The sequence below is a fragment of the Dactylosporangium sp. NPDC050588 genome (assembly GCF_040654975.1).
Classification (GTDB): domain Bacteria; phylum Actinomycetota; class Actinomycetes; order Mycobacteriales; family Micromonosporaceae; genus Dactylosporangium; species Dactylosporangium maewongense.
In genome coordinates this window covers 1-24,446 of the sequence record NZ_JBFAJA010000052.1, presented here as the reverse complement: position 1 = coordinate 24,446, position 24,446 = coordinate 1, and the positions used below count along the sequence as shown (strand labels likewise).

Annotated in this window: 24 protein-coding genes and 1 pseudogene; 13 read left to right on the top strand and 12 right to left on the bottom strand. The window is 72.9% G+C overall.

The genetic code is table 11. From position 1 onward, the window contains the following. Window positions 1–4: 4 nt before the first annotated feature. Entirely contained in the window at window positions 5–712 is a 708-nt protein-coding gene (locus AB0I21_RS32295) for a cupin domain-containing protein (RefSeq protein WP_360566837.1), read from the bottom strand. An 86-nt stretch (window positions 713–798) separates the two neighbouring features. Between AB0I21_RS32295 and AB0I21_RS32290 the strand changes: the two genes are divergently transcribed. Next, window positions 799–1,815 (top strand): LacI family DNA-binding transcriptional regulator, encoded by a 1,017-nt coding sequence (locus AB0I21_RS32290; protein WP_360566929.1) that lies wholly within the window; start codon window positions 799–801, stop codon window positions 1,813–1,815. Between the two features lie 65 nt (window positions 1,816–1,880). Here the strand turns inward: AB0I21_RS32290 and AB0I21_RS32285 are convergent, their stop codons facing one another. Further along, window positions 1,881–2,612 (bottom strand): isocitrate lyase/phosphoenolpyruvate mutase family protein, encoded by a 732-nt coding sequence (locus AB0I21_RS32285; protein ID WP_360566836.1) that lies wholly within the window; start codon window positions 2,610–2,612, stop codon window positions 1,881–1,883. Then, complete coding sequence (locus AB0I21_RS32280) at window positions 2,609–3,892, bottom strand: hypothetical protein (protein WP_360566834.1); 1,284 nt, start codon at window positions 3,890–3,892, stop codon at window positions 2,609–2,611. The genes AB0I21_RS32285 and AB0I21_RS32280 overlap by 4 nt, the downstream gene beginning before the upstream one ends. Before the next feature lie 65 nt (window positions 3,893–3,957). Here AB0I21_RS32280 and AB0I21_RS32275 point away from each other — a divergent pair, with 65 nt between their 5' ends. From AB0I21_RS32275 to AB0I21_RS32255, 5 genes are all read left to right on the top strand, one after another. Further along, window positions 3,958–4,644: a winged helix-turn-helix domain-containing protein gene (locus AB0I21_RS32275; protein WP_360566832.1), complete on the top strand. Its 687-nt coding sequence runs from the start codon at window positions 3,958–3,960 to the stop codon at window positions 4,642–4,644. A gap of 47 nt (window positions 4,645–4,691) precedes the next feature. Beyond that, on the top strand, window positions 4,692–4,880 hold the full coding sequence (locus AB0I21_RS32270; protein ID WP_344512841.1) for a hypothetical protein: 189 nt from the start codon (window positions 4,692–4,694) through the stop codon (window positions 4,878–4,880). A gap of 92 nt (window positions 4,881–4,972) precedes the next feature. Continuing rightward, window positions 4,973–5,740: a crotonase/enoyl-CoA hydratase family protein gene (locus AB0I21_RS32265; protein WP_360566831.1), complete on the top strand. Its 768-nt coding sequence runs from the start codon at window positions 4,973–4,975 to the stop codon at window positions 5,738–5,740. A 177-nt stretch (window positions 5,741–5,917) separates the two neighbouring features. Continuing rightward, complete coding sequence (locus tag AB0I21_RS32260; RefSeq protein WP_360566829.1) at window positions 5,918–6,856, top strand: serine/threonine dehydratase; 939 nt, start codon at window positions 5,918–5,920, stop codon at window positions 6,854–6,856. Between the two features lie 40 nt (window positions 6,857–6,896). Further along, a complete protein-coding gene (locus tag AB0I21_RS32255) occupies window positions 6,897–7,418 on the top strand; it encodes a QsdR family transcriptional regulator (RefSeq protein ID WP_360566827.1) in 522 nt (173 codons plus the stop codon). On the opposite strand, the pseudogene AB0I21_RS32250 reads toward AB0I21_RS32255, so the two are convergent. Beyond that, window positions 7,398–8,209 (bottom strand): annotated as a pseudogene (locus tag AB0I21_RS32250) (alkaline phosphatase D family protein). The gene AB0I21_RS32255 and the pseudogene AB0I21_RS32250 overlap by 21 nt on opposite strands. A gap of 155 nt (window positions 8,210–8,364) precedes the next feature. On the opposite strand from AB0I21_RS32250, the gene AB0I21_RS32245 reads away from it, so the two are divergent. The 6 genes from AB0I21_RS32245 (at window position 8,365) to AB0I21_RS32220 (ending at window position 14,999) form a co-directional block, all read left to right on the top strand. Continuing rightward, window positions 8,365–9,051 (top strand): response regulator transcription factor, encoded by a 687-nt coding sequence (locus AB0I21_RS32245; protein ID WP_033363396.1) that lies wholly within the window; start codon window positions 8,365–8,367, stop codon window positions 9,049–9,051. A gap of 38 nt (window positions 9,052–9,089) precedes the next feature. Beyond that, the gene (locus AB0I21_RS32240; protein ID WP_360566825.1) at window positions 9,090–10,490 is read left to right on the top strand and encodes a HAMP domain-containing sensor histidine kinase; all 1,401 of its coding nucleotides are present in this window, start codon (window positions 9,090–9,092) and stop codon (window positions 10,488–10,490) included. Window positions 10,491–10,918: 428 nt separating this feature from the next. Continuing rightward, window positions 10,919–12,913 carry an RICIN domain-containing protein gene (locus AB0I21_RS32235; RefSeq protein WP_360566824.1) on the top strand — a complete coding sequence of 665 codons (1,995 nt, stop codon included), beginning with the start codon at window positions 10,919–10,921 and terminating at the stop codon, window positions 12,911–12,913. Beyond that, window positions 12,910–13,518: a hypothetical protein gene (locus AB0I21_RS32230; protein WP_360566823.1), complete on the top strand. Its 609-nt coding sequence runs from the start codon at window positions 12,910–12,912 to the stop codon at window positions 13,516–13,518. The genes AB0I21_RS32235 and AB0I21_RS32230 overlap by 4 nt, the downstream gene beginning before the upstream one ends. Window positions 13,519–13,639: 121 nt before the next feature. Further along, entirely contained in the window at window positions 13,640–13,849 is a 210-nt protein-coding gene (locus tag AB0I21_RS32225) for a hypothetical protein (RefSeq protein WP_344512825.1), read from the top strand. Window positions 13,850–13,910: 61 nt separating this feature from the next. Beyond that, on the top strand, window positions 13,911–14,999 hold the full coding sequence (locus AB0I21_RS32220; protein ID WP_360566821.1) for a LacI family DNA-binding transcriptional regulator: 1,089 nt from the start codon (window positions 13,911–13,913) through the stop codon (window positions 14,997–14,999). Window positions 15,000–15,143: 144 nt separating this feature from the next. Here the strand turns inward: AB0I21_RS32220 and AB0I21_RS32215 are convergent, their stop codons facing one another. Both AB0I21_RS32215 and AB0I21_RS32210 read right to left on the bottom strand, forming a co-directional pair. Then, window positions 15,144–16,658 carry an MFS transporter gene (locus AB0I21_RS32215; protein ID WP_360566819.1) on the bottom strand — a complete coding sequence of 505 codons (1,515 nt, stop codon included), beginning with the start codon at window positions 16,656–16,658 and terminating at the stop codon, window positions 15,144–15,146. Window positions 16,659–16,737: 79 nt separating this feature from the next. Then, window positions 16,738–17,310 carry a TetR/AcrR family transcriptional regulator gene (locus tag AB0I21_RS32210; RefSeq protein ID WP_360566818.1) on the bottom strand — a complete coding sequence of 191 codons (573 nt, stop codon included), beginning with the start codon at window positions 17,308–17,310 and terminating at the stop codon, window positions 16,738–16,740. 214 nt (window positions 17,311–17,524) lie between these two features. Here AB0I21_RS32210 and AB0I21_RS32205 point away from each other — a divergent pair, with 214 nt between their 5' ends. Further along, window positions 17,525–18,367, top strand: a complete 843-nt coding sequence (locus AB0I21_RS32205) for a hypothetical protein (RefSeq protein WP_360566816.1) — start codon at window positions 17,525–17,527, stop codon at window positions 18,365–18,367. On the opposite strand, the gene AB0I21_RS32200 is transcribed toward AB0I21_RS32205, so the two are convergent. The 6 genes from AB0I21_RS32200 to AB0I21_RS32175 form a co-directional block, all read right to left on the bottom strand. Further along, the gene (locus AB0I21_RS32200; protein ID WP_344512815.1) at window positions 18,360–18,626 is read right to left on the bottom strand and encodes a GNAT family N-acetyltransferase; all 267 of its coding nucleotides are present in this window, start codon (window positions 18,624–18,626) and stop codon (window positions 18,360–18,362) included. The two genes, AB0I21_RS32205 and AB0I21_RS32200, sit on opposite strands and share 8 nt — an antisense overlap. Continuing rightward, complete coding sequence (locus AB0I21_RS32195; protein WP_360566814.1) at window positions 18,627–19,607, bottom strand: pirin family protein; 981 nt, start codon at window positions 19,605–19,607, stop codon at window positions 18,627–18,629. A gap of 159 nt (window positions 19,608–19,766) precedes the next feature. After that, complete coding sequence (locus AB0I21_RS32190) at window positions 19,767–20,915, bottom strand: glycoside hydrolase family 16 protein (RefSeq protein ID WP_360566813.1); 1,149 nt, start codon at window positions 20,913–20,915, stop codon at window positions 19,767–19,769. Further along, window positions 20,915–22,162 carry a BNR-4 repeat-containing protein gene (locus tag AB0I21_RS32185; RefSeq protein WP_360566811.1) on the bottom strand — a complete coding sequence of 416 codons (1,248 nt, stop codon included), beginning with the start codon at window positions 22,160–22,162 and terminating at the stop codon, window positions 20,915–20,917. The genes AB0I21_RS32190 and AB0I21_RS32185 overlap by 1 nt, the downstream gene beginning before the upstream one ends. A 294-nt stretch (window positions 22,163–22,456) precedes the next feature. Next, window positions 22,457–23,041, bottom strand: a complete 585-nt coding sequence (locus AB0I21_RS32180) for a bifunctional 4-hydroxy-2-oxoglutarate aldolase/2-dehydro-3-deoxy-phosphogluconate aldolase (protein WP_360566810.1) — start codon at window positions 23,039–23,041, stop codon at window positions 22,457–22,459. Continuing rightward, window positions 23,038–24,330, bottom strand: coding sequence for an extracellular solute-binding protein (locus tag AB0I21_RS32175; RefSeq protein WP_360566808.1), 1,293 nt, complete (start codon window positions 24,328–24,330; stop codon window positions 23,038–23,040). The genes AB0I21_RS32180 and AB0I21_RS32175 overlap by 4 nt, the downstream gene beginning before the upstream one ends. Between the last annotated feature and the right edge of the window lie 116 nt (window positions 24,331–24,446).

Genomic DNA, 24,446 nt, shown 5'->3' with positions numbered 1-24,446 from the left:
CTCCTCAGGCGGCGGTGGCGTGGTAGGTGTCGAGCAGGCCGCACATGCCGTGCCGGCCGTGTTCGCTCGGCTGCGGCAGCACGCTGATGCCGCCGTGGCCGAGGTGACTCGCGTCGCCGGCGGCGAGCGCGTCGATCTGCCTCCCCGTCTCCAGCGCGGCCTGGAGCGCGCCGCGCTCCCACTTCTCGCGCCAGGCGGGCAGCTTCGGGGCGATCAGCCGGGCGGCGGCCGCGTGGAACTCGCCGAGCGCGTCGGGGCCCTTGTCGCGCAGCATGAGGAAGCCGGTGACGGCCAGGTCGCGGCGGCGGAAGGCGGCGCTCAGGTCGGTGCCCGGCACGCCGCCCTCGGGCAGCCGCGCGGCCTCCGCGTAGGCGTCAGGGTCGGCGAGGACGTCCGGCGGGAACGTCAGGACCGCGTCGCCGGCCTCGGGCAGGCCGCTGTTCTGCATCACCACGACGATCTGCAGGCCGCCCTGGTTGACGAGGCGGTGGATCGTGCCGGGCGGGAACCAGGCGACGGTGCCGGGCTCGAGTCGCGTCTCGCGGTAGCCGCCGCTGGACAGCGTCTGCACGAGCCCTTCGCCGGCGGTCACCACGTACCCCTCCGAGCAGGTGAGGTGCATGTGCGGCGTCCCGCCGAGCAGCCCGTCGGGGGCGAGCGAGTCGTAGACGGACAGCCGGGAGATTCCGACCGCACCGGGCAGCTGGTCCATCTTCGATCCTCCAGGAAAACGCTTTCCTCTGGTGATGTCGACGCTAACCCGTATGCTGCGAACGAGTCAATGGAAGGGGGCGGATGATGGCGACGCTCGCCGACGTGGCCCGCCGTGCCGGGGTGTCTCCCGCGACCGCCTCGCGGATCATCAGCGGCAGCACGAAGCTCGTCACCGACGAGCTGCGCGAGCGGGTGCTGCGCGCCGTGGACGAGCTGCAGTACGTGCCGAACGCGCACGCGCAGTTCCTCGCCCGCGCGCAGCGGACCGCGGTCGGCGTGATCGTGCACGACGTCTCCGACCCGTACTTCGCCGAGATCACCCGGGGGCTGCAACAGGTCGCCACGGCGAACGGGCGGCTCGTCATCATCTGCAACAGCTACCGCGACCCGTCGCGCGAGCTGGAGTACGTGGAGCTGCTGCGGGCCCAGCAGGTCGCCGCGATCATCCTGGCCGGCTCCGGCTACCACGACCCGGCGTTCACGAAGGCGCTGACCGGCAAGCTCGCCGCCTACACCCGTACCGGCGGCAGGGTCAGCGTCATCGGCCGGCACGAGCTGCCCGGCGACGCCGTCATGCCCGCCAACGCCGACGGCGGGCACCTCGCCGGGGTGGAGGTGTTCGGCGGCGGGCACCGCAAGGTCGGGGTCATCGCCGGCCCGAAGGTGCTGACCACGACCACCGACCGGCTCGCGGGGCTGCGCCGGGCGGCCAAGCAGTACGGGCGGACGCTGCCGCCGCGCCGGATCGTCTTCGCCGACTTCGACCGCGACAGCGGCGCCGACGCCACCCGCCGGCTGCTGGACGACGCCCCCGACCTGACGGCGATCGTCGCCCTGAACGACTCCATGGCCGTCGGCACGCTCAGCGTGCTGCGCGAGCGTGGGATCGCGGTGCCGTCGCAGATGAGCGTGGTCGGGTTCGACGACATGCCGATCGCCCGGGACGTGACGCCGGCGCTGACCACGGTCCGGCTGCCGCTGACGGAGATGGGGGCGCGGGCGATGACCCTGGCGCTGGAGGACCGGGCGCGGACGCCCCGCGTGGAGCCGGCCGCCGCCACCCTGGTGCACCGCGAGTCCTCGGCGCCGCTGGCCACCTGACGCTTTTCTGGTCCTTGCCGCCCCTTGGGGGCGGCCTGGCCCTGCTTTGGCGCGGGCTGGCGTTGTCAGCCCGTGGCGGCGATGTCCGCGTACGTCGGCAGGCCTGCGGTGCGCACCGGGGTGCCGGCGCGGACCGCGCGGGCGGCCTCCACGGTCGCGGCGAGCGCCGCCCGGAACAGCAGCGACCCGGTGCTCACCCGCCGCACGCCCAGCGCCGTCAGCTCCGCGAGGGTGGGCCCGCAAGGGTCGTGCAGGACGTTGACCGGCACGTCCACCGCACGGACGACGGCATCGATGTCGCTCGGTTCCCGCAGCCTCGGGACGAACACCCCGTCGGCTCCGGCGTCCGCGTAGGCCCGCACCCGTCGCACCGCCTCGCCCAGGTCACCGGCCCGCTGCCAGTGCGTGTCGGTGCGCGCGTTGACGAACAGCCCGGGCACCTCCCGCTTCACCGCCCTGATGAGGCGCACCTGCGTCTCGACCGGCCCCATCGCGTCCTCGACGTTGACCCCGGCGGCCCCCGCGGCGGCGACCGCGACCGCCAGGCCCACCGAGCCACGTTCGATGTCGACCGTCACGTGGCAGGGCAGCCCGGTGATCCTCCGGACGAGCCGCAGCGCGTCCGCGTCGGTGGCACCTTCCCCGTCGGGCACGCCGTTCGCCGCGGCGACCCCGAGGCTCGTCGTCCCGACCGCCACGAACCCCGCCCGCACCAGCATCCTGGCCGACGCGACGTCCCAGGCGTTCGGCAGGACGAGCGGCGCACCCGAACGGTGCAGGGACCGGAAGTCGCTCACCGCCCACCTCCTGGATGCTCCGACGCCGCCGCGCTGAGGGCCCCCTCGGCGATCGCGATCGCGTGGGCACGGCCCGGACAACGCCGCGGACCCGCACCGAACGGAATGCCGCGAAGACTGACGCGCACCACCTCGCCCGCCTCGACCCGGATGCGGCCCGCCTCGTCCCGGGTCCCGGAACGCTCGCCCGGCGCAACGTGGACTCCGGAACGCTCGCCCGGCGCAACGTGGACTCCGGGACGCCCGTCCGGACCGACGCGGACTTCGAAACGGTCGCCCAGCCCGACGTGACCCTCGGGACGACCGTCCAGCCCGACGCGGGCTCCAAGGCGGCCACCCGGCTCGACGCGGACCTCGGGGCGATCACGGTCGGCCGGTTCGGCGGCGGCCGTCCGGCTGCCCGGCCCGACGTGACCCTCGGGACGGCCCTCCAGCCCGACGCGGGCTCCAAGGCGGCCACCCGGCTCGACGCGGACCTCGGGACGGTCACGGTCGGCCGGTTCGGCGACGGCCGTCCGGCTGCCCGGCCCGACGTGCCCCTCGGGACAACCCTCCAGCCCGACGTGACCCTCGGGACAACCCTCCAGCCCGACGCGGGCTCCAGGACGGCCACCCGGCTCGACGCGGGCCTCGGGGCGGGCGCGGTCGGCCGGTTCGGCGGCGGCCGTCCGGTTGCCCGGTTCGGCGCGGGTGCCGGAGGAGTCGGCCGGGTCGGGGTGGCGGGCTGTGAGGGTGGCCGGCCGGGTGGCCATGCGCTTGGTGGCCGGGACCGGTGGGGTGTCGCGGAGCGCCGCTTCCAGGCTCGTGGCGCGGGCCCGGGCGATCAGGGCGGCCGTCGCGTCGCAGGCCTGGACCAGCAGGCCGATCCGCGCGGCGGTGGTCTCGTCCGGTGTACCGCCGCACAGGTCCACCAGCGCGCGCACCGCCTCGTCGGCGGCGGGCTCGTCGCCGGTGCCTGGGTGGTACGCGGCAGCGACGACGCGGACCGTGGCGAGGGTCGTCCGTGAGGAGGAGGGCAGGCCGAGGGCGGTGCACAGGAGTTGCACGGGGTGAAGGTGCGGGGATGACGCGGCGGCGTCCCGGAGCGCCGCTGGATCCACTGTGGACAGCAGGGACTCGCTGAGGGCACGGCGGCGGGTGTACGCGTCGCCGTCACTGAACCGGCCGACGGCGGATCGCAGCCAGGCGATGCCGTGGGTGGCGGCGGGCACCGGCGGGACCACGAACGCCGGGTCGTGGAGCACGGCGAGGGCGGCGCCCGGGTCGTCGATCGTCTGCATGGTCCGACGGTAGGACCGCGACCGTTCGGCCCGGGACGAACTGACCAGCGCGGACAATCGGAGGTATGACCGCACCGTCCTCGCTCGCGCAGCTGGCCGCGCTCCTCGCCGACGAGACCCGGGCCGCGATGTGCCTGGCGCTGCTCGACGGCCGGGCGTGGACCGCCGGCGAGCTGGCCCGGCACGCCGGGGTCGCGCGGTCCACCGCGACCGAGCACCTGCACCGGCTGACGGCCGGCGGGCTGCTGGCCGAGGAGCGGCAGGGGCGGCACCGGTACGTCCGGCTCGCCGACGCCTCCGTCGCCACACTGCTGGAGGACATGTCGGCACGGCTGGCGCCGGACGCGACGCGGCCCACCGGGCTGCGCGCGGCGACGGCGTCGGCGGCGCTCGCACGCGGGCGGACCTGCTACGACCACCTCGCCGGGCGGCTCGGCGTCGCGGTCACGGACGCGCTGACGGCGCGGGGGCTGCTGGACCAGTCGGGAGGTTTCGCGCTGACGGAGGCGGGCCTGCGCTGGATGGCCGGCCAGGGCCTGCGGCTCGACGGCGGCAAGCGGCCGGTGGCCCGCGCCTGCCTCGACTGGACGGAGCGGCGCCCGCACCTCGCCGGGGTCGCCGGGGCACGGCTGTGCGAACGCTTCCTGGCCCGCGGCTGGGTCGCGCGGATCGGGTCGGGACGGGCCGTGCGGGTCACCCCGGACGGCCGGGTCGCCCTCGCCGACCTGCTCGGCATCGACGGCGTCGATTAGGTTTCGCGGGCGTTGGGTACTCAGCGATCACTACGAAGGAGGCCGTTGTGTTCGCTGTGATCGCCGCGATCCTGTTCGCTGTCGCGCTGCTGATGGACCTGTTCGGGGCCGACGCCGGGCCGGTGCTCGACGTGGGGACCCTGAGCCTGGCCGGGTTCCTGTGCGTCGCTCTGCACCTCGCCGGCGCGGGCACCTGGCACACCCGCTACGGAAGCTACCGCCGGCGGCGCCGCTGAGCGTGCTCGCTGCACGGGCCTTGCACGGCCGCGTCCGACCCGGGAACGGGGTCCGGGCGCGGCCGTCGTCCGTTCCGGCGACACTGGCCGGTATGAGTGTGCGCATCGAACGGTCCGGACCCGTGTGGACGGTCGTGCTGGACCGGCCGGAGACCCGCAACGCCGTCGACCGGGACACGGCGGAGCGGCTCGCGGCGGCGTTCCGCGAGTTCGACGCCGACGACACCGCCGCGGTCGCCGTACTGTGGGGCGCCGGCGGCACGTTCTGCTCCGGTGCCGACCTGAAGGCCGTCGCGGCGGGCACCGGCAACCGCGTCGAGCCCGACGGCGACGGCCCGCTCGGCCCGACCCGGATGCGGCTCACCAAGCCAGTGATCGCGGCGGTCGCCGGGCACGCCGTCGCGGGCGGACTGGAGCTGGCGATCTGGTGCGACCTGCGGGTCGTCGAGGAGACGGCGACGTTCGGCGTGTACTGCAGGCGCTGGGGCGTGCCGCTGATCGACGGCGGAACGGTCCGGCTGCCGCAGCTGATCGGGGTCGGCCGCGCCCTCGACCTGATCCTGACCGGCCGGCCCGTCGACGCGGCGGAAGCGCACCGCATCGGCCTCGCGGACCGCGTCGTGCCGCCGGGCGAGGCCAGACGCGCGGCGGAGGCCCTGGCCGCGACGCTCGCCGACCTGCCGCAGGAGTGCCTGCGCAATGACCGCCGTTCGGTGTACGACTCGCTGGGCCGCCCCATCGAGGACGCCCTCGCGATCGAGCACCGCCTCGGCGTCGCCTCGCTCCACGCGGGTGCCACGAGCGGCGCCGCCAGGTTCGCTTCCGGCGAGGGCCGCGGCGGCCGCCCAGCCGGCCTCTGACCCGCACCGACACGTACCGAACAAAGCCACAAATCCGGGCATTGATCAACGTCTGCATCGGTGGTGTCGGACGCCGTCTCACCACCAGACCCGGAAAGGCCGCGCCGCCGGACCCGGGGGTGGTGGTGGGCGGCGGATCGACAGGAGGTGCGGGTGGCGTGGACGTAGGGTGGGCGCATGGTCGACAGGGACGCGGTGGAGGCGGCGGCGCGGCGGATCGAAGGGCACGTGCGGCGCACCCCGTCGGTCGAGGTGGCGCCCGGGTTGTGGTTCAAGCTGGAGCTCCTGCAGCACAGCGGCTCGTTCAAGGCCCGCGGTGCGTTCAACCGGATCCTCGCCGCGCGGGAGGACGGTGAGCTGCCGGCCGCGGGGGTCGTCGCGGCGTCGGGGGGCAACGCGGGGCTGGCGGTGGCGTTCGCGGCGGCGCGGCTCGGCATCCCGGCGGAGGTGTTCGTGCCGGCGGTCGCGCCGGCGGTGAAGGTCCGCAAGCTGCGGCAGCTCGGCGCCGTCGTGCACCAGCACGGGCGGGAGTACGCGGAGGCCTACGCGGCCTCGACGATCCGGGTGGCGGAGACCGGGGCGCTGTTCGTGCACGCGTACGACCAGCCGGAGATCGTCGCCGGGCAGGGCACGCTCGCGCTCGAGCTGCCCGAGGTCGACACCGTCCTGGTCGCCACCGGCGGCGGGGGGCTCGTCGGTGGCGTCGCGGCGGCGGTCGGTGACCGGGCGCGGGTCGTCGCCGTCGAGCCGGCCGGTGCACCGACCTTGCACGCGGCCCTCGCCGCCGGTCGTCCCGTGGACGTGGTCGTGGACAGCGTCGCCGCGGACTCGCTCGGTGCGCGGCGCGTGGGGGCGATCGCGCTCGATTCGGCCGTCCGGCACGGGGTGCGGAGCGTGCTTGTGGACGACGAGGCGATCGTCCGGGCCCGCAAACGCCTGTGGGCGGAGCACCGGATCGTGGTCGAGCTCGGCGCGGCCGCCGCCTACGCGGGGCTCGGGCGGCTCGACGACGCGGGGCGGGTGGCGGTGGTGCTCTGCGGGGCGAACACCGACCCGTCCGACATCGCCGACGAGGCGCCCGCTGAGACAGTTCAGGATCTGTCTCAAGGCGTGTAACCTGCCTGGCATGCCGCCCGACGAGATCTTCGATGCGGCCATGCGGCGGTTCCTAGAGCAGCGCCGGGTCGACATGCGCTCGCTCGCGGCCGAGCTGGGCATGGGCCGCGCCACGCTGTACCGGCGCGCCGGCGGCCGCGACCAGCTGCTCGGCGCGGTGCTGTGGCAGCTCACCCAGCGCAGCCTCCAGCGGGCCGTGAAGCACGCCGAGGGCCGCCGCGGCGCCGACCGGATCGTCGCGGTGATCGGCAACTTCCTTGCCGGCGTCATCGAGCAGCCGAGCCTGCGGCACTTCCTCGCCGCCGAGCCCGAGGCGGCGCTACGCATCCTCACGTCGAAGCACGGTGTCGTCCAGCCGGGGGTCCGCGCGCACCTGGAGGGCCTCCTGCAGGAGGAGATCGCGGCCGGCGCGTTCACCCCCAGGATGGACGCGCGGACCCTGGCCTTCGTCCTGGTCCGCATCGGCGAGAGCTTCCTCTACGCGGACGCGATCGCCGACGGCGAACCGGACGTCGAGCAGGCGTTGCAGGTGATCGGGCGGCTACTGGACGACCAGCCGTGACACGCCGCTGCGCACCGCGTAGGCCTTGACCCGGCGGGCGGTGGTGTCGCGGTCGGTGCGCTCCCGGACGTGGAACCACTCCATCCGGCACGCGTCGGGGCGGATCTCCAGCACGCCGTAGCCGTGCCCTTCCAGCTCGGCCCACTTCACGTGCCCGTTGGCCGCCTGCACCAGCGACGCGGCGACCGGGCCGACGAAGCCGGGCGGGACGCCGAGGAAGTCGTTGACGTTGTCGCTCGTCACGGACGGCACGACGAACTCGACGGCGGTCGGCGAGCCGACCGTGGACCTCGTGACCAGCTCGCTGGCCCACGACGTGTGGATGTCGCCGGTGATGAAGACGGTGTCGCGGACGTTGCTGGCCCGCAGGTGGTTCACGAGCTCGTCGCGGTCGGCGTTGTACCCGTCCCACTGGTCCGTGTTGATCGCGTAGCCGTTCGAGGGGATGCCGAGCAGCTTGCCGAGCAGCCGCGGGCGTCGACCTTGACGGTGTGGTCGCGCTCGGGCCCGGTGGTAACGGTGCCGCCGGCGACCACGTCGGCGAACCCGGGGTCGGTGGCGATCTGCCAGGTGACCGCGACCGAAGGCCCGGCACCAGAGCCGGGGGTGGCCGACGGCGTCGGGGTCACCCGGGTCCAGAGCAGGACGCCGTCAGGCAGCGGGTCGCCGGAGGCCACGCCGTGCAGGAAGACCGGGGTCGCGGCGTGCGCGCCGGCGGCCGTGACCACGGCGACCGCGGTCGCGCCGCCGGTCACCAGCAGGGCGCGGCGCGTCAATGCATCGACAGTCATGCTCGGCAGTTGTACGGCACCCGGTTACCCACAGGTACCCGTACGAACGGAAGTCCCGGCGAACGGAGGATGACCGCCACCGAAAAACCCGGACATGTCGGATTCGTCCATCGACCGCGGGAGCTGGCACTTGCGCCAGGACGTATGTTCTTCGCATGGCCACGGTGCTGCTGGTTGAGGACGACCATGTCGTGCGGGGCGCCCTGCTGCGCTCGTTGACCGACCGGGGTCACACGGTGCACGCGGTCGGCACCGCGCTGGAGGCGTTGCGGCGGTTCGCCGCGGAGACGCCGGACCTGGTGGTGCTCGACCTCGGGCTGCCCGACCTCGACGGCGCCGACGCGCTGCGGATGCTGCGCGGCATCGCCGACACGCCGATCATCATCGCCACCGCGCGCGACGACGAGGCGGAGATCGTGCGGCTGCTCAAGGCCGGCGCCGACGACTACATGATCAAACCGTTCACCTCCGCCCACCTCGACGCCCGGATGACCTCCGTGCTGCGCCGCACCGGACGGGCGAGCCGCGAGGAACCCACCGCCATCGAGGTGGGAGGCTTGCGTGTCGACATCGGACAACGGCAGGCACACTTGCACGGTGAGCCGCTGACGCTGACCCGCAAAGAGTTCGACCTGCTGGCGTACCTCGCCGCCCGTCCCGGACGAGTGGTCTCACGCCGTGAGCTGTTGGAGGAGGTATGGCGGCAACCCTCAGTGGGCGAGGACCAGACGATCGACGTGCATCTGTACTGGCTACGCCGGAAACTTGGCGAGAGCGCCTCGGCGCCCAGATACCTGCACACCGTGCGGGGCGTGGGCTTCAGGTTCGCGGCGCCGGACTGAGGCGGACCCTCGCCTACGTCTGCGCCGCGGTCACCACGATGGTGGCCCTGGCGTTCCTGATCCCCCTCGGGCTGGTCGTGCAGCAGCTCGCCCGCGAGCGTGCCTTCGCCGACGCCGAACGCCAGACCGCCGTGGTCGTGGCGGTCCTCACCGTGACCACCGACCCCCTGGCGATCGAACGGGCCATCGCCAGCACCGGCGGCCCGGCGGTCAGCCGCGTCTCGGTGCACAACCTGGGCGAGGAAGGCCTCGAGATCGGCACGGGGCACGCCGCCCCCAAGGACCTCGCGCGCGCCGCCGACCAGGCGGCCCCCGTCACGGCGACCGTCACCGGCGGGGTGTCCTACCTGGAGCCGGTGGACGTCGGGTCGGGCCGCACGGCGGTTGTGGAGGTCTTCATCCCCGAGGACGAGCTGTCCAACGGGGTGAGCGGCGCCTGGTGGGCGCTGACCGCCGTCGCGCTGGGGCTCGTCATCGCCTCCGTCTGGGTCGGCGACCGCCTCGCCGCGAAGGTCACCGCGTCGGCCCGCCAGCTCGCGGGCGCCGCGGGGGCGCTGAGCGAGGGGTACCTCGACGTGCGCCTCGACCCGTCGGGGCCGCGGGAGCTGGCCGAGGCGAGCTTCGCGCTCAACGTGATGGCCGACCGCATCATGGCGTTGCTGACCAACGAACGCGAGCTGGTCGCGGACCTGTCGCACCGGCTGCGCACGCCGCTGACCGCGCTGCGGCTGGACGCCGAGACGCTCGACGACAGCCAGGACGCCGAGCGGATCCGCGACGCGATCGCCGCGCTCGAGGTCGAGATCGACAAGCTCATCCGCGCGATGCGGGAGCCGATCGACGCGCACTCCCCCACCCCCGACCGCGGCGAGCGCAGCGACGGCGCCGCCGCGTCGACCGGCGAGCAGGGCTGCGACGTCGCCGAGGTCGTCCGGGACCGGATGATGTTCTGGTCGGCGGTCGCCGGTGACCAGGAGCGCGACTGCAAGGCGATCGGCACCGAGGGGCCGGCGCCGGTCCACGTCGCGAAGAGCGAGCTCGCCGCCGCGCTGGACGCGCTGATCGGCAACGTCATCCGGTACACGCCCCAGGGCGTGCCCTTCGAGGTCGCGGTCACCCGGCGCGACGACGGCTACGTCGTGCTGCGGGTGGAGGACGGCGGCCCCGGCATCCCGGACCCGGAGCTGGCGCTGCAGCGCGGCGAGAGCGGCCAGGGCTCGACCGGGCTGGGCCTGGACATCGTGCGGCGGGTCGCGATCGAGGGCAACGGCACCGTCAACATCGGCACGTCCGCCACGCTCGGCGGCGCCAGCGTCGTCATCGTCATGGCCGACGCCGACCCGGCCCCGAAGGAGCAGCCGCCGCAGAGCCGGTTCGGCCTCGTCGGCCGCCTCTCCAGGGAGCCGAACGAACGCCGCCGCCGCGGCAAGTCCGCCTGAGCCCGCCTCCCACCTCCCGACCTCCGATCGAGCTGATCCGGGCGACTTCATGCTGCTCCGACGACACAACGCACGACCCAAAGGGAGCGGGCGCGCACCCGCCGTGAACAGGTAGGACGCCTACCTGTTCGCCGCCGGTCGGGACCGCGGGACGTGAAACGCCATCTGGCAAAGCGGCAACGTAGGACTGCCACAAGTCTCGGTTATGAGTCCCTTAATTGGGTCGTTCGGGCTGGAACGGCACGTTGACGGATCGCTATGGTCAGCCCGTTCCCACGTGGACGGACCGGCACTCACCCGCCTTGCCACCCTCGAAGGCCGGCCGTCCCGCGCGCGGCGGGGACGGGTACCTCTGCCCTGTGCCCGTCCCTGCCGCGCCCCCTTTTTCCCCTCCGGAGGAACCGAGCGTGTCTCGAGTCTTGCGCCGCGTGGCTGTGACCGTGGCGGTCGCGGTGGTCGGCACGGGTGCGGCGATCGCCGGACCAGGTGCGATCGACGACCTGTTCAACGAGAAGGGTCCGGCCGCGATCAGTCGCGTGCCGGCCGACAACCCTGAGCTCGGCCTGGTGTACGCGGGTCTGACGCCGGCGAAGAAGGGCCAGCCGTGCGTCGGCGGGTACCAGCTCACCGAGCGCGGCCAGTGCAGCCACGGCCCTGACGTCCCGCCGTCCGGCCTGACCGTGCGGGGCACGATCGCCCCGATCACCGCGGCCGGCCCCACGCAGGTCGTCCCCGAGACGGACACGGCGGCCGCCCCGCTGGAGCAGACGGTCACCGCCGAGGACGGCTCAGTCGCCTCCGAGGGCGGTTTCGCTCTGGTCCCGGAGGCCGGCGCCGACACCGCGCTGGGCTACACGATCGGCGCCTCCGGGGTGGCGTGCGACGGCGACGGCGTGGCCGGCAAGCGCGTGCAGGTGCTGTACGTGCGCGACGCCAACACGGCGAGCCGGTTCAACCAGTACCTGGAGAGCTTCCGCACCTGGAGCGCCGGCGTCGACGCGATCTACAACACCAGCGCCAAGGAGACCGGCGGCGAGCGGCACGTCCGCTTCGTGACGACCGCCGACTGCAAGGTCGACGTCCGCGAGGTCGAGCTGCCCGCGGGTGGCCTCGCCACCTTCGACGCGACGATCCAGGGGCTCAAGGCTCTCGGGTACAACCGGACCGACCGCAAGTACATGATCTTCGGTGAGTCGAAGGTCTACTGCGGCATCGGCACCTTCAACGGCGACACCCAGCCGGGCGTGAACAACCGCAGCAACGGCGGCCCCGGCTACGGCCGCAGCGACTCCGGCTGCTGGACGGCGAGCGTCGCCGCGCACGAGCTGGGGCACAACCTCGGCGCCGTGAACAACAACGCGCCGAACTCCAGCAAGGCCGGGCACTGCCTCGATGAGTACGACATCATGTGCTACAACGACTCGGGTGGCCTGAAGACGTCCGTCCGGGCCGGTTGCACCGACAAGGCCGGTGAGAACCGGATGGACTGCAACCACGACGACTACTACAACACCAACCCGAGCCCGGGCAGCTACCTCGCGAACAACTGGAACGTGGCCAACAACCAGTTCCTGATCGCGGGCCCCGGCGGCACCACGCCGCCCCCGCCGTCGCCGACGGCGTCCCCCACCCCGACGAAGACCGCCTCGCCGACGCCCACGAAGACCGCGTCGCCCTCGCCGTCGAAGTCGGTCTCGCCGACACCCACGAAGACCGCGTCGCCGACTCCGACTCCGACGAAGCCGCCGACGGGACTCAAGGAGCTGCGGGTCAGTGACACCACCGCCAACTCGGTGCGCCTGTTCTGGGACGCGGCCGCGGCCGGCAGCCGCTACGCGGTCGTCCTCAATGGACGCTCCATCGGCCAGGTCGGCTCGACCAACGTCCGGATCGTCGGCATGCGCCCCGACACCGACTACCAGATCGGGATTTCGCTCGCGCAGAACGGCACCCTGACCCCGTGGACGACGACCGTGAAGGTCCACACCGCGGCGGCTCCGGCGCCGACGGCCGGCGCGTGGATGGTGTTCGGCAACAGCCTGACCGGTGGGGTGGCCGACGTGTTCGGCGCCCGCAGCGCGGCCGGCACGCCGATCATCATCTACCGCCAGCACGGCGGGGCGAACCAGCAGTGGAAGCTGGAGCAGGTGGCCGGCGGCAAGTACGTGGTCCGCTCGAAGGCGACGAACGCCTGCATCACCACCACTGGTGACAAGGACGTCGCCGGTGCGACCCTGGTCCAGGGCGACTGCGCGAAGGCCTTGCAGTGGACGCTCACCAAGACGGAGTTCGGTGTCTCGGTGCAGTCCGCGAGCGGCCTGGTCGTCGGCGTCAGCAACAACCAGTACTTCGGCAGCCGGCTGCTCGTCCTGCAGAAGCCGAGCGGCGCCAAGTACCAGAGCTGGATCCCGCAGCGCGCGTGAACCGGTCCTCAACCGATCGCGGCCCGGCGCCCTTGTGGCGCCGGGCCGCGGCCTGCGTGGCGGCGGCCCTGGCCCTCGCCTCCGGCACGGTGCTCGGCACCGCGAAGCCGGCCGCCGCCCATGACGGCGTCATCCTCACCCTGCACGGCGACGGCCGCGGCTCGGTGTGGGTGACGGCGACCTGGCAGGACGGCCATCCGGTCACCGAGGCCGTCGGCATCACGCTGCTGGCCACGACCGCCGACGGGCGCCGTGAGGGCCCCGCCGGCCTGCGCCGCAACGGTGACGCGCTCACATTCGCCGGCACGCTCGCCGCCGGCGACTGGACGGTCGTGGCCGAGATGGGCACGCCGGCGATCGGCCGCTGCCAGGGCGTGCTGCACGTGGCTCCCGACGGCGTGCCGCAGGACATCGTCTGCGCGCCGCCCCCGGCCGCGGCGGCACCACCTCCGGCGCCGGCGCCGCGGACGTCGTACACCTGGGTCTGGTACGTGCTGGGCGTCGCGGCGCTCGCCGGCGTCGCCGCGTGGCTGTTCCACCGGCGGTCGGCGGCGGCAGCGAAGCGCAAGCCCTCCTCCCGGAGGACGACCCCGCGCCGCAAGTGACGTGCGTCGCCGCCTCCGACGACCCGAATTCGCTTGACCGGTACAGCGCCACTCGGTACTGTACCGGTATAGGCACTGGACCGGTACAGTACCGGGCAGGCCTGGTCCGAGGAGGTCGGCCGTGTTCCCGTTCGCGATGATCGAGTCCCAGAACGCGATGGCCCACGAGGTCCGCAGCGCGCTGCCCCAGGCGCCCGTGGTCGCGCCCGCCGCCCCGCTCATCGGCGGCCGGGCGGACAGGTCGCGCCGGGTCCGCGCGGCGCTCGCGGCGACCCTGCACCGGGCCGCCGACGCGGTCGCCCCGGCCGCCGCGTGCAGCCCCGCGAACTGAGGCAGGATATCGTCGGCGGGTCCCCCTGACGGGGCCCCGCGACGACAGCCGGGAGGTGCGCATGGCGAGGGTCACCTTGCAGACGATCGCCGACCAGGTCGGTGTGAGCCGGATGACCGTCTCCAATGCCTTCTCCCGGCCGGACCAGCTCTCCCCCACCCTGCGCGACAAGATCCTGGCGGTCGCCTCGGAGCTCGGCTACGTGGGGCCCGACCCCGCGGCCCGCGCCCTGGCCCGCGGCACGACCGGTGCCGTCGGCGTCCTGCTGACCGAGTCGTTGCGGTATGCGTTCAACGACGAGGTGGCCACCACGTTCCTCGGCGCGATCGCGGAGGAGCTGGCCCCGACGGGCCTGGCCCTGACGCTGCTGACCGCCGCCGCCCGCGAGGACGTGGTGCCCGCCAGGGACGTCGCCATGGACGGCGCGATGGTCTACTCGTGCGACCCGGCGTCCACGGCCGTGGACTGGCTCATCCGGCGCAGGATCCCGCTCGTCTTCATCGACCAGGTGCCCGCCGACGGCATCCCCTGCGTCAACGTCGCCGACCGCCCCGGCGCCCGCGCCGCCGCCCAGCACCTCGTCGACCTCGGCCACCGCCGCGTCGCCTTCGTCACCAGCGGCGTGCGCGGCGCCCACGGCCTGCTGCCGGCCGGCTCCGTCATCCCGGGCGCCGCGGTCGACGAGGACGCGGTGGTCATCGACGGGTATGTCGCTCAGCAGCGCATCCTCGGCTGGCTCGACGCGCTGACCCCGGCCGGCATCACCCCGCCGGTCGTGCGGCTCGCGCACGGCCAGCCCGAGGACGGCTACGACGGCGCCAAGGTCCTCCTCGCGCAGGACCCGCGCCCCACCGCGATCCTCTGCTTCTCCGACGCGATCGCCCAGGGCGTCGTCCAGGCCGCGCACGACCTGGGCCTGCGGGTGCCCGAGGACCTGTCGGTGGTCGGGTTCGACGACAGCCCGCTCGCCGCCCGGATGCGGCCGGGGCTGACCACCGTGCGCCAGGACGTCCTCGCGAAGGGCCGGGCGGCCGCGGCCGCGCTCACCCGGGCGATCGCGGAGGCCCGCGCCGGCACCGAACCGACCGCCGAGCAGATCCTCGTCCCGGCCGACCTCATCGTCCGCGAGAGCACCGCCCCGCCCGGCTGAACCGGCGCGCTGGACCCCGTCCGAGCACCGGCCCGCCCGGCTGACCGCACGGCGCGGCACCCCGCCCGGGCCCCGGCGACCTGAGAGGTGCTTGGGCCCGGGCGTTGTGCCGGCAATGGGTCATGGCTTGTCGTACATGCGACGTCAATGCACCAGGACGGGCATCTGCTCCTGGTCGGTGGCGCTGCTGACATCGGCCGGGGTGCGCCTGATGAACAGGATCACCAGCAGGGCGGCGACGCCGAGGAGCACCGCGCTGGCGGTGAAGGCCACGTTGTACCCGTGGATCGCCGCCTCGGCCTGCTGGAGCGGCTCCGCGCCGTGGGTGGTGAGGTAGCCGGTGACGGCGGTGGTGAAGATGGTGTTGAGCAGCGCGGTCCCGAGGGAGCCGCCGACCTGCTGGGTGGTGTTGACCAGGGCGCTCGCCACGCCGGCGTCGTGGTTGGCGACGCCGGTGAGGGCGACGCTGCTCAGCGGGACGAAGACGAGGCCCATGCCGACGCTCATCGCGATGAACGCGGGCAGGATGTCCACCACGTAGTCCGAGTGCAGGTCGAGACGAGTGAGCCAGATCATCGCGGCGGTGCCCATGACCCCGCCGATCGACATGATCACGCGCGGGCCGACGCGGGGCAGGAAGCGCGCCGCGAGGGTGGCGGCGACGATGATGCCGGCGGAGAACGGCAGGTAGGCGACGCCGCTCTTGAGGGCCGAGTAGCCCATCGTCTGCTGCAGGTAGAACGTCATGAACAGGAACATGCCGAGCATGCCGGCGCCGACCAGGACCGACACGACGAACGAGGTGCCGCGGTTGCGGTCCCACAGGACGCGCAGCGGCAGCAGCGGGTGCTTCGCCCGGGACTCCCAGACGACGAACGCGGCGAGCAGGATGCCTGCGGCGACGAGCCAGCCGATGGTCACGCCGGAGCTCCAGCCGTCGGTCGCGGCCTTCGTGAAGCCGTACACGAGCGCGACCTGGCCGAGAGTGGCGAGGACCGCTCCTGGGATGTCGTACTTCGTGTCGCCGGTGGCCTTGCTCTCCCGCACGACCGGCAGCGCCGCCACGAAGGCGATGATCGCGATCGGGATGTTGACGAGGAGGGTCCAGCGCCAGTTCGCGTACTGGGTGAGCAGGCCGCCGGAGATGAGGCCGATGGCGGCGCCGCCGCCGGAGATCGCGCCGAAGACGCCGAACGCCTTGGCCCGCTCCTTCGCCTCGGTGAAGGTGACCGTGATCAGCGACAGGGCGGCGGGCGCGAGCAGCGCGCCGAAGGCACCCTGCAGGCCGCGGGCGGCGTAGAGGGTCTCGGCGTTGACCGCGGCGCCACCGAGCGCGGAGGCGCCGGCGAAGCCGAGGAGGCCGATGAGGAAGGTCCGGCGGCGGCCGAAGAAGTCGGCGATCCTGCCGCCGAGGAGGAGCAGGCCGCCGAAGGCCAGGGTGTACGCGGTGACGATCCATTGGCGGTCGGCGGTGGAGATGTGCAGGGCCTCCTGCGCCGATGGCAGGGCGATGTTCACGACGGTGGCGTCGAGGACCACCATGAGCTGCGCGACAGCGATGACCGACAGGGCGAGCCAGCGCTTGGGGTCGGCCGTGGCCTCACCGGTCGCGCGTCCGGGATTGACCGCGACGGCCGAGTCCCCCGATTGGTTCGACATGAGCTTGTGCCTCCCAAGGCATGGTTGATCGCGACCGCACCCGGTCGGCGGGCGGGCCTTCAACAGGCAGGAATACGGGTCAGGCAGGCTGGTGCAGGACGGGCAGCAGCACCCGGTCGACGACCCGCGTGGCGAACGCCTCGTCGAGCGGCCCCTCGTGCCACATGGTCCGGTTGAGCACCAGCGCGTGCAGGACTTCTTGCAGCAGGTCGGAGGTGGCTCCGGCGGGCAGCTCGCCACGGTCCACCGCGCGTCGCACGATGGTGTCGTACGCGGAGCGCTTCGCCTCGTAGACGCAGCGGCGGAACGTCTCGGCCAGCTCCGGGTTGCGGGTGGCCGCGGTCAGCAGACCGGTCATGACGTCGCCGTCGGGACTGTTCGCCACCTCGCACGCCGCGGTGAGCAGCGCCATCAGGTCGCCGCGCAGCGTCCCGGTGTCCTGCGGCTCGTAGGAGCCGCCGAACCGGTGCTCGAAGGCGTCCATCACCAGGTCGGGCTTGTTGGGCCAGCCCCGGTAGATGGTCGCCTTGCTGGCGCGGGCCCGCGCCGCCACGGCATCCATCGACATGCGGTCGTATCCGACCTCGCCGAGCAGCTCGAAGACCGCTTCGCAGATCGCTTCACGGCGTTCGGGCTTCGGCGCGGGAGACATGACCACTTCCTAAGGTGCGAGGGCCGGGTTCCGCAAGTCCTGGATCACAGGTGTACGGAACCGTTTCGTACTGGAACCCTACTCCCGCTCCGAGAGCGTACGAAACGGTTCCGTACACCTCACCCCCGTGAACGACGTCACAGCCGTTTCGGGAATGCCTGCTGTGAAAAAGTCCCCGACTCCGCCGGGCGTGTTCGCGTATACCGTCAGGTCCATGACAGAGTTGTCGACCGAACGTCGCATGTGGAACCTGTTCGAGCCGGTCCACGCGGTCACCTACTTCGCCCCGGACGCCCTGGCGGCGTTCGAGGAGGCGGGCCTGCGCGGGTTCTGGCGGGGGTACTTCGCCGGCCGTAGCGCCCCGCTCGGCGCGGTGCCGGCCGGGCCGGTGATCGCGGCGTTCTACGGGTTCGCGCCCCGGATGGTGACCCGGGCGCTGCCGGACGTGTGGACGCGGATCACGCCGGAGGCGGCCCTCGCCGCGCGGCTGGAAGGGTCGCGGCGGGTCCTGCTCACGGTGGACGGGGACCTGGCGGAGGTCGCAAGCCTGTTGCGGGCGGCGGCGGAGGCGGCCGACCTGCACGGCCGGGTGCTGGGCGCGGCCAACGCGATGCTGCCGTGGCCGGAGGACCCGGCCGGCGTGCTGTGGCAGGCGGCGACGGTGCTGCGGGAGCACCGCGGCGACGGGCACCTCGCGGCGCTGCTCGTCGAGGGCCTGGACGGGGCCGAGTGCAACGTGTGGCGGGTCGCGCTGCTCGACGGCGCCGGCCGGGAGTTCTACCAGCCCGCCCGCGGCTGGACCGACGAGGAGTGGGCCGCGGCGATCGACCGGCTGCGCGGTCGCGGGTGGCTGGACGCGGAGGGGAAGGCGACCGGCCGGGCGCGGGAGGCGTACACCTCCGTCGAACGCACGACGGATGCCCTGGCCGCGGCGCCGTGGCGGGCCCTCGGGGAGACCGCCACGGCGCGCTGTGCCGAACTGCTGCGCCCGATCGCCGTGCAGGCGTCGGCGCTGCTGCGGCACCCGAACCCGATCGGGCTGCAGCCGCTCAGCTGAGCTCTGGGTGCCGCTTGAGGTAGGCGGCGATGAAGGGGCACTGCGGGACGACACGCAGTGCCCGCTCCTTCGCCGCGTTCAGGGCCCCGGCGGCGAGCTTGCTGCCCAGGCCCTTGCCCTCGTACTCCTTGTCGACCTCGGTGTGGGTGAAGACGATCTCACCCGGGTGCAGCCGGTAGTAGGCCGCACCCGCGTGTGCTCCGTCGACCCGCAGCTCGAAGCGGTGCTGCTGCGGGTCGTCGACGACCTCGATGTCCACTTAGGACGCCTCTCCTCGCACTGCGGCGTGCGCGGCCGGGATCGTGCCGAGCCGGCCGGCCTGGTAGTCCTCGAACGCCTGGACCACCTCGGCCTTGGTGTTCATGACGAACGGACCATACGCCACGACGGGCTCGCGGATCGGCTTTCCACCGAGGAACAGCACGTCCATCGTGGGGTGGCGCGGGTCCTGCTTCGCGTCGGCGGTGACGGTGATGCTGTCACCCTCACCGAAGACCGCGAGCTGGCCCAGCTCCACCGGCCGGCCCTTCGTGCCCACGCTGCCCTTGCCCGCGAGGGTGTAGGCGAGCGCGTTGAAGTCCTTGCGCCACGGCAGCGTCAGCGACGCACCGGGCGAGATCGTCGCGTGGATCATCGTGATCGGCGTGTAGGTGTTGCCGGGGCCGGCGTGGCCGTCGAGCTCACCGGCGATGACCCGCAGCAGCGAGCCGCCGTCGGGCGAGCTGAGCAGCGCCACCTGGCCACCACGGATGTCCTGGTAGCGCGGGGCGGCGAACTTGTCGGCGCGCGGCAGGTTGACCCACAGCTGGAAGCCGTGGAAGAGACCGCCGCTGACGACGAGGTGCTCGGGCGGGGTCTCGATGTGCAGCAAGCCGCTTCCGGCCGTCATCCACTGGGTGTCGCCGTCACGGATGACGCCGCCACCGCCGTGCGAGTCGTTGTGCACGAACTCGCCGTCGATGATGTACGTGACGGTCTCGAACCCCCGGTGCGGGTGCCACGGGGTGCCCTTCGGCTCGCCCGGGGCGTATTCGACCTCGCCCATCTGGTCCATGTGGATGAACGGGTCGAGGGTGCGCAGGTCGACGCCGGCGAACGCGCGCCGGACGGGGAAGCCCTCGCCCTCGAATCCCTTCGGCGCCGTCGTCACCGACACCACCGGGCGGGGGCGCGCCGACACAGGGTCCGGGGTGGACACGCGCGGCAGCGCAAGGACGTTTTCGACGGTGATCGCGGGCATCTTGTGCCTCCAGGGCTGAGCGGGTTTGTCGCCTGCTGCAACGGTACTTGCCGCGCAAGTATTCCGCAAGTCAACAATCTCCACTCCGGGGATCGCGGCGTGGCCGCGCCGGTCGCTGCGGGCCTGCGGCGTGGCCCGGTGGGCGACCGGCGCGGCGGCTCACACCCGGACGAACCTGACCGCGTCGGCGCGGGCGCAGCCGGTGCCCGAGCTGGTCAGGGTGACCGCGGTGCCGGTGCCGGCGGGCAGGGCGAGGGTGCCCAGGTCGACCCAGCCGGACGGGCCCGAGGTGCCGTTGACCGTCGTCTGGGTGCCGGCGACGGCGAGCTTCGCGGCGGGGTCGCTGTTGGCGGCCGTCACCTTGTAGTAGGAGACCTTGTAGGTGCCCGCCGCACGGAGGTTGGGGCGCCAGGTCGCGGTGTTCCCACCTGAGTTGCAGGCCGCGTAGCGGGTCGGCGAGCCCGTCGTCCAGCCGGTCAGCGTCGACGGCGACCAGGTGCCGGTCTCGCTGTAGCCGTACGCGGCCGGGCCGTCGTCGTCGACGTAGTAGTCCTTCTGCCAGTAGCGCACGTAGTCGAACTGCACGGCCGACGGCAACTTGCTCGCGTCGGGGACGCTGCCGTAGGCGATGCTGGTGAGCCAGATGCTCGTGTAGTCGTGCGTCCAGTCCGTCGGCAGGTAGGGCGCGGTGTACTTGAGCACGCCGTCGACGTAGAACTTCGTGCTGGTCTCGGACCAGTCGATGCCGTAGACGTGCCAGTCCCTCGAGTCGATCGTGTCGCTGGTGTACGTGGTGCCGTACGACTTCCCGGCGGACACGCCGTTGCCCTTCCAGGTCAGCACGCCGTGGTGGATCCGGGTCGGGCTGATCGAGTCGATCTCGAAGCCGTCGATCTCGGTGCGCTGCGACGCCGGGAAGGTCGTCGAGCCGTCGCCGGCCATGAGCCAGAACGAGCTGTGCCAGCCGGCGCCGTCGTTGAGCTTCGCCCGGGTCTCGTAGTAGCCGTAGCGCAACGTCTGCTTGCTGACCACGCCGCCGCCGGTGTAGTCCTTGCCGCCGTACGTCTCCTTCTTCAGGGCGATGTTCAGCGCTCCCCCGCTGACGGACACGTTCTGCGGGCGTTGGGTGCTGTACGCCTTGGAGTCGGTGCGGTAGTTCCACTTCGCGGTGTCGACCGCGGTGCCGTTGAACTGGTCCTCGAAGACGAGGGTGTAGCCGGTGCCGGCGGGGTCGGCGTGGGCGGCCGTGGCGGTTCCCAGGCCGACGGCGGCGGGCACCAGCAACACGATTGCGAGCAGGCGGCGCATCAGTTCCTCCCGTAGTACAGGCGAAGGTTGGTGAGGTCGACGAGGTAGAGGACGTCGACGCCGGCGGTGGTGCGTTCGACCGCGAAGCGCTGCACGGGGACCCCGGGCGCGACGGCGGCGGCGGTCCACGCGGTGCCGGGCTTGGTCGCCACGTACATCACGCCGGCCTCGGTGGTGTAGTAGACGCGCTTCTGCTCCGTCGGGTGCCAGGTGATGTCGATGGCGGCGCTGGTCTGCGCGGCGGAGTACACCGTGTCCCGGACCCAGGTGGTGCCTGAGACGTACGCGTAGCGGACCATGAAGTTCGTCGCGCTCCGGTAGCGGTACGCGACCTTCGGGCTGGTGCCGTCGACCGTGAGCTTCGCGCTCTGCACGGCCGGTCCGGTGCCGTCGTTGCCCTGGTACACCTCGCCGGCCTCGATCGGCTGGATGACGTCGGCGGTGGCGGTGCTGACGGGCACGGTGACCGCGGCGCCGGTGTGGTCGGCGAACGTGCCGGTCGCGGGCTTGTACAGCAGGTAGCTGAGCTGGTGGCGGAACGCGGTCGCCGGGTACAGCCCCCACTCCCACAGGACGTGGAGGTTGCCGGCGGCGTCGAACTGCAGGTCGTCCGGGTAGACGGCGCGGTTGGCGGACTCGGCGAAGACGGCCACCCGGGTCCACGTCGCGGCGGCGTTGTTCCACCGGTACAGCCGGCCGGAGCGGGCGGTGCTCCCGTCGAGCCGCGCGATGAGGTACAGGTCGCCGTTCGGCGCGGTGGTCAGCACCGGGTACGTGACGCCGATCCCCTGGTCCGGCAGGTCCGCGGCGTGGTTGGTGGGCGCGCCGCCGACGGTGTCGGAGCGGAAGTAGCGCCAGGCGTTGTTGTGCATGCTGGCGAACACGTGCAGCCGGCCGCTGCCGTCGCGCGCGACCGACGGCTGGTTGTGCCCGATGTCGTCGGCGTACTCGGCCTGGGCGGCGCCGTTCATGACGGGCAGCCTCGTCCAGCCGCCGGCGGTGTCGCGGCGGGCGATGGCGACGCGGTGCGTGCCGGCGGTGGAGCCGGGCTCGTTGAACGCCAGATACGCGTAGTCGTTGCCGGGGGTGTACGTGTCCAGCGGCGACCACCAGGCGGCCTGGTTGGAGCTGTCGATGCCGTACGGCACGAGGGTGACGGTGGCGGGGGCGGCGTGCACGGCGGTTGCGGGCACGGTGACGAGGGCCGTCGCCATGGCGGTGGCGGCGACCAGGGCGGCTCTGTGCATGGGCCTCTTCCTCGGGGCTTGCTCACGTGGCGCCGGCGCGGCCAGGCCACACCGCGTGCGGCACGGCACGGCACACCGTCTGCGGCACTGCACACCGCGTGCGGCACACCGCACCGCCGTGTGCGGCACACCGCTTGCGGCGCAGCACACCGCGGCGTGCGGCAGGGCACACCGTCTGCGGCGCACCGCTTGCGGCGTAACGCATCACCGCCTGCGGCGCAGAGCACCGGGTGCGGTGCGGCCGTGCCTCGGAGGTGTGGCCGGTCCGCGGCGGCGCCTCGGAGCGTGGGTCGGTCAGGTTCGGCGGAGGACCTCCAGGAGCGGTGGCAGGCCGCCGTCGGTGGTGACGGCGCCGCCGACCCCCAGCGCGCGGGCGCCGGCGGCCAGGTATTCGGGTGCGTTGTGGGCGCCGATGCCGCCGGTGGCGACGAACTTCGCCTCGGGGAACGGGCCGCGCAGCTCGCGCAGCCAGGCGGGGCCGAGCGCTCCGGCGGGGAACGCCTTGAGCCACTCGCAACCCGCTTGCAGCGCGTGGTGGACCTCGGACGGAGTGGCGACGCCCGGCAGGTGCGGCAGACCGGCCGCCTGGCTGGCCCGCACCACGTCGAGGTCCAGGCCGGGCGCGACGGTGAACACCGCGCCCGCCTCGGCGGCGGCCTCGATCTGCGCCGCGCTGCGGACGGTGCCGGCGCCGACGGGGTGCCCCTCGGCGGCGAGCGCGCGCAGGCACTCGACCGCCTCGGGGGTCTGGATCGGGACCTCGACCACGCCGAGGCCGCTGTCCCACACGGCGCGGGCGATCTCGAGGGCCCGCGCAACCGGTACACCACGCAGGATCGCCACCAGTGGGCGGCCGCGGAGCAGGTCGTCGAAGCTCATTTGATGAGGGCGTTCATCCGGTCGCGGGCGGACATGAGCGCGTCCTTCGGCGACTTCTTGCCGATGAGGATCGACTGGACCTCCTCGGCCAGGACCTTCTCCATCTGGGAGAACTGCGGGTAGATCCAGAACGGGCTGGCGCTGGAGTTGGCGCCGATCTGGCTGGTGAAGTCGGTGGCGAACTTGTCGTTCTTGACGGCGGAGTCGGCGAGGCCGGCGTTGGTGGTCGGCGGAAGGCCCGTCTTCTTGAACCAGTCGACGTTGTACCCGGGGTCGGTGGTGACGGTCTTGGCGTAGTTCGCGGCGGCGGCGGCGCCGGCACCGTTCATCACGGCGATCACCTGCCCCCAGGCGAGGTGGCGGGGCTTGTCGCCGGCGTTCTTCACCGGGCGGGCGACGGGGACCATCTTCGTGCCGAGGTCCTTGTCGGGTGAGGATTTCGTGACGGCGGCGCGGCCGCCGATGGCGTCCTCGTAGAAGGCGGTCTTGCCCTGGGACATGAGGGCGCGGGCGTCGACGCGGTTGACGTCGGGGGCGATGAGCTTCTGGTCGTAGAGCTTCTTGTACCAGGTGAGCGCCTCGATCGACGGGTCGTCGCCGATGACGACCTTGTTGTTCTCCACGATCGGGGAGCCGAACTCCCACAGCCACGGGATGATGTCCTTGAGCTGGTCGACCTTCGTCATGCCGGCCCACGGCACGACCCCGCCGCCGAGGCCCTTGACGGCGGTGAGCGCCGCCTCGAACTCCGCGACCGTCTTCGGCGGGCTGGTCACCCCGGCCTTCGTCAGCAGCTCGGTGTTGCTGATGAGGCCGATGCCGGCGAAGGTCCACGGCAGGCCGTACTGCACCCCGCCGGACTGCCCGAGCGCCAGGGCCGCCGGGGAGTAGTCGAGGCCGGCGGCGACGCTCTTGAGGTCCAGGAGCTTGCCGGTGGCGGCGAGGGTGGCGAGCCAGGCGACGTCGAGCTGGACCGCGCCGGTCAGCTGCCCGCCCTGCACCTGCAGCAGCAACTGGTTGAGGTAGTCGTTGTACGGGTACGACGGCGTGCTGATCTTCGTCCCGGCGTTGGCGGCCGTGTACTTGTCGATCTGGGCCTGGATCGGTTCCTTGGTGACCGCCTCGTTGAACGACCAGCTGGTCAGGGGGAACTCTTTGACGCCGTCGTCCTTGAGGCCTTCGGTGCCGGCGGGTGCGGGGGTGTTGGTGGCGGGGGCGCAGGCGGCGAGGGTCGTCCCGAGGGCGCCGAGACCGCCGATCTTGAGCATGGTGCGGCGGGACAGAGACATGTGGATCTCCTGGACTGGGCGGGGGTGTTCAGCCCTTCACGGCGCCGGCGGTGAGGCCGGCGACCAGATAGCGCTGGAGGATGGTGAAGCCGATGACGACGGGGAGGGACACGACC

Bases quoted from the DNA above. Each gene is read 5' to 3' on its own strand.
- AB0I21_RS32260 (WP_360566829.1), top strand. From the start codon at position 5,918: ATGGTCGACAGGGACGCGGTGGAGGCGGCGGCGCGGCGGATCGAAGGG.
- AB0I21_RS32275 (WP_360566832.1), top strand. From the start codon at position 3,958: ATGACCGCACCGTCCTCGCTCGCGCAGCTGGCCGCGCTCCTCGCCGAC.
- AB0I21_RS32190 (WP_360566813.1), bottom strand. From the start codon at position 20,915: ATGCGCCGCCTGCTCGCAATCGTGTTGCTGGTGCCCGCCGCCGTCGGC.
- AB0I21_RS32185 (WP_360566811.1), bottom strand. From the start codon at position 22,162: ATGCACAGAGCCGCCCTGGTCGCCGCCACCGCCATGGCGACGGCCCTC.
- AB0I21_RS32280 (WP_360566834.1), bottom strand. From the start codon at position 3,892: ATGCAGACGATCGACGACCCGGGCGCCGCCCTCGCCGTGCTCCACGAC.
- AB0I21_RS32255 (WP_360566827.1), top strand. From the start codon at position 6,897: ATGCGGCGGTTCCTAGAGCAGCGCCGGGTCGACATGCGCTCGCTCGCG.
- AB0I21_RS32215 (WP_360566819.1), bottom strand. From the start codon at position 16,658: ATGTCGAACCAATCGGGGGACTCGGCCGTCGCGGTCAATCCCGGACGC.
- AB0I21_RS32180 (WP_360566810.1), bottom strand. From the start codon at position 23,041: ATGAGCTTCGACGACCTGCTCCGCGGCCGCCCACTGGTGGCGATCCTG.
- AB0I21_RS32290 (WP_360566929.1), top strand. From the start codon at position 799: ATGGCGACGCTCGCCGACGTGGCCCGCCGTGCCGGGGTGTCTCCCGCG.
- AB0I21_RS32220 (WP_360566821.1), top strand. From the start codon at position 13,911: ATGGCGAGGGTCACCTTGCAGACGATCGCCGACCAGGTCGGTGTGAGC.
- AB0I21_RS32205 (WP_360566816.1), top strand. From the start codon at position 17,525: ATGACAGAGTTGTCGACCGAACGTCGCATGTGGAACCTGTTCGAGCCG.
- AB0I21_RS32210 (WP_360566818.1), bottom strand. From the start codon at position 17,310: ATGTCTCCCGCGCCGAAGCCCGAACGCCGTGAAGCGATCTGCGAAGCG.
- AB0I21_RS32265 (WP_360566831.1), top strand. From the start codon at position 4,973: ATGAGTGTGCGCATCGAACGGTCCGGACCCGTGTGGACGGTCGTGCTG.
- AB0I21_RS32240 (WP_360566825.1), top strand. From the start codon at position 9,090: ATGGTGGCCCTGGCGTTCCTGATCCCCCTCGGGCTGGTCGTGCAGCAG.
- AB0I21_RS32195 (WP_360566814.1), bottom strand. From the start codon at position 19,607: ATGCCCGCGATCACCGTCGAAAACGTCCTTGCGCTGCCGCGCGTGTCC.
- AB0I21_RS32245 (WP_033363396.1), top strand. From the start codon at position 8,365: ATGGCCACGGTGCTGCTGGTTGAGGACGACCATGTCGTGCGGGGCGCC.
- AB0I21_RS32295 (WP_360566837.1), bottom strand. From the start codon at position 712: ATGGACCAGCTGCCCGGTGCGGTCGGAATCTCCCGGCTGTCCGTCTAC.
- AB0I21_RS32175 (WP_360566808.1), bottom strand. From the start codon at position 24,330: ATGTCTCTGTCCCGCCGCACCATGCTCAAGATCGGCGGTCTCGGCGCC.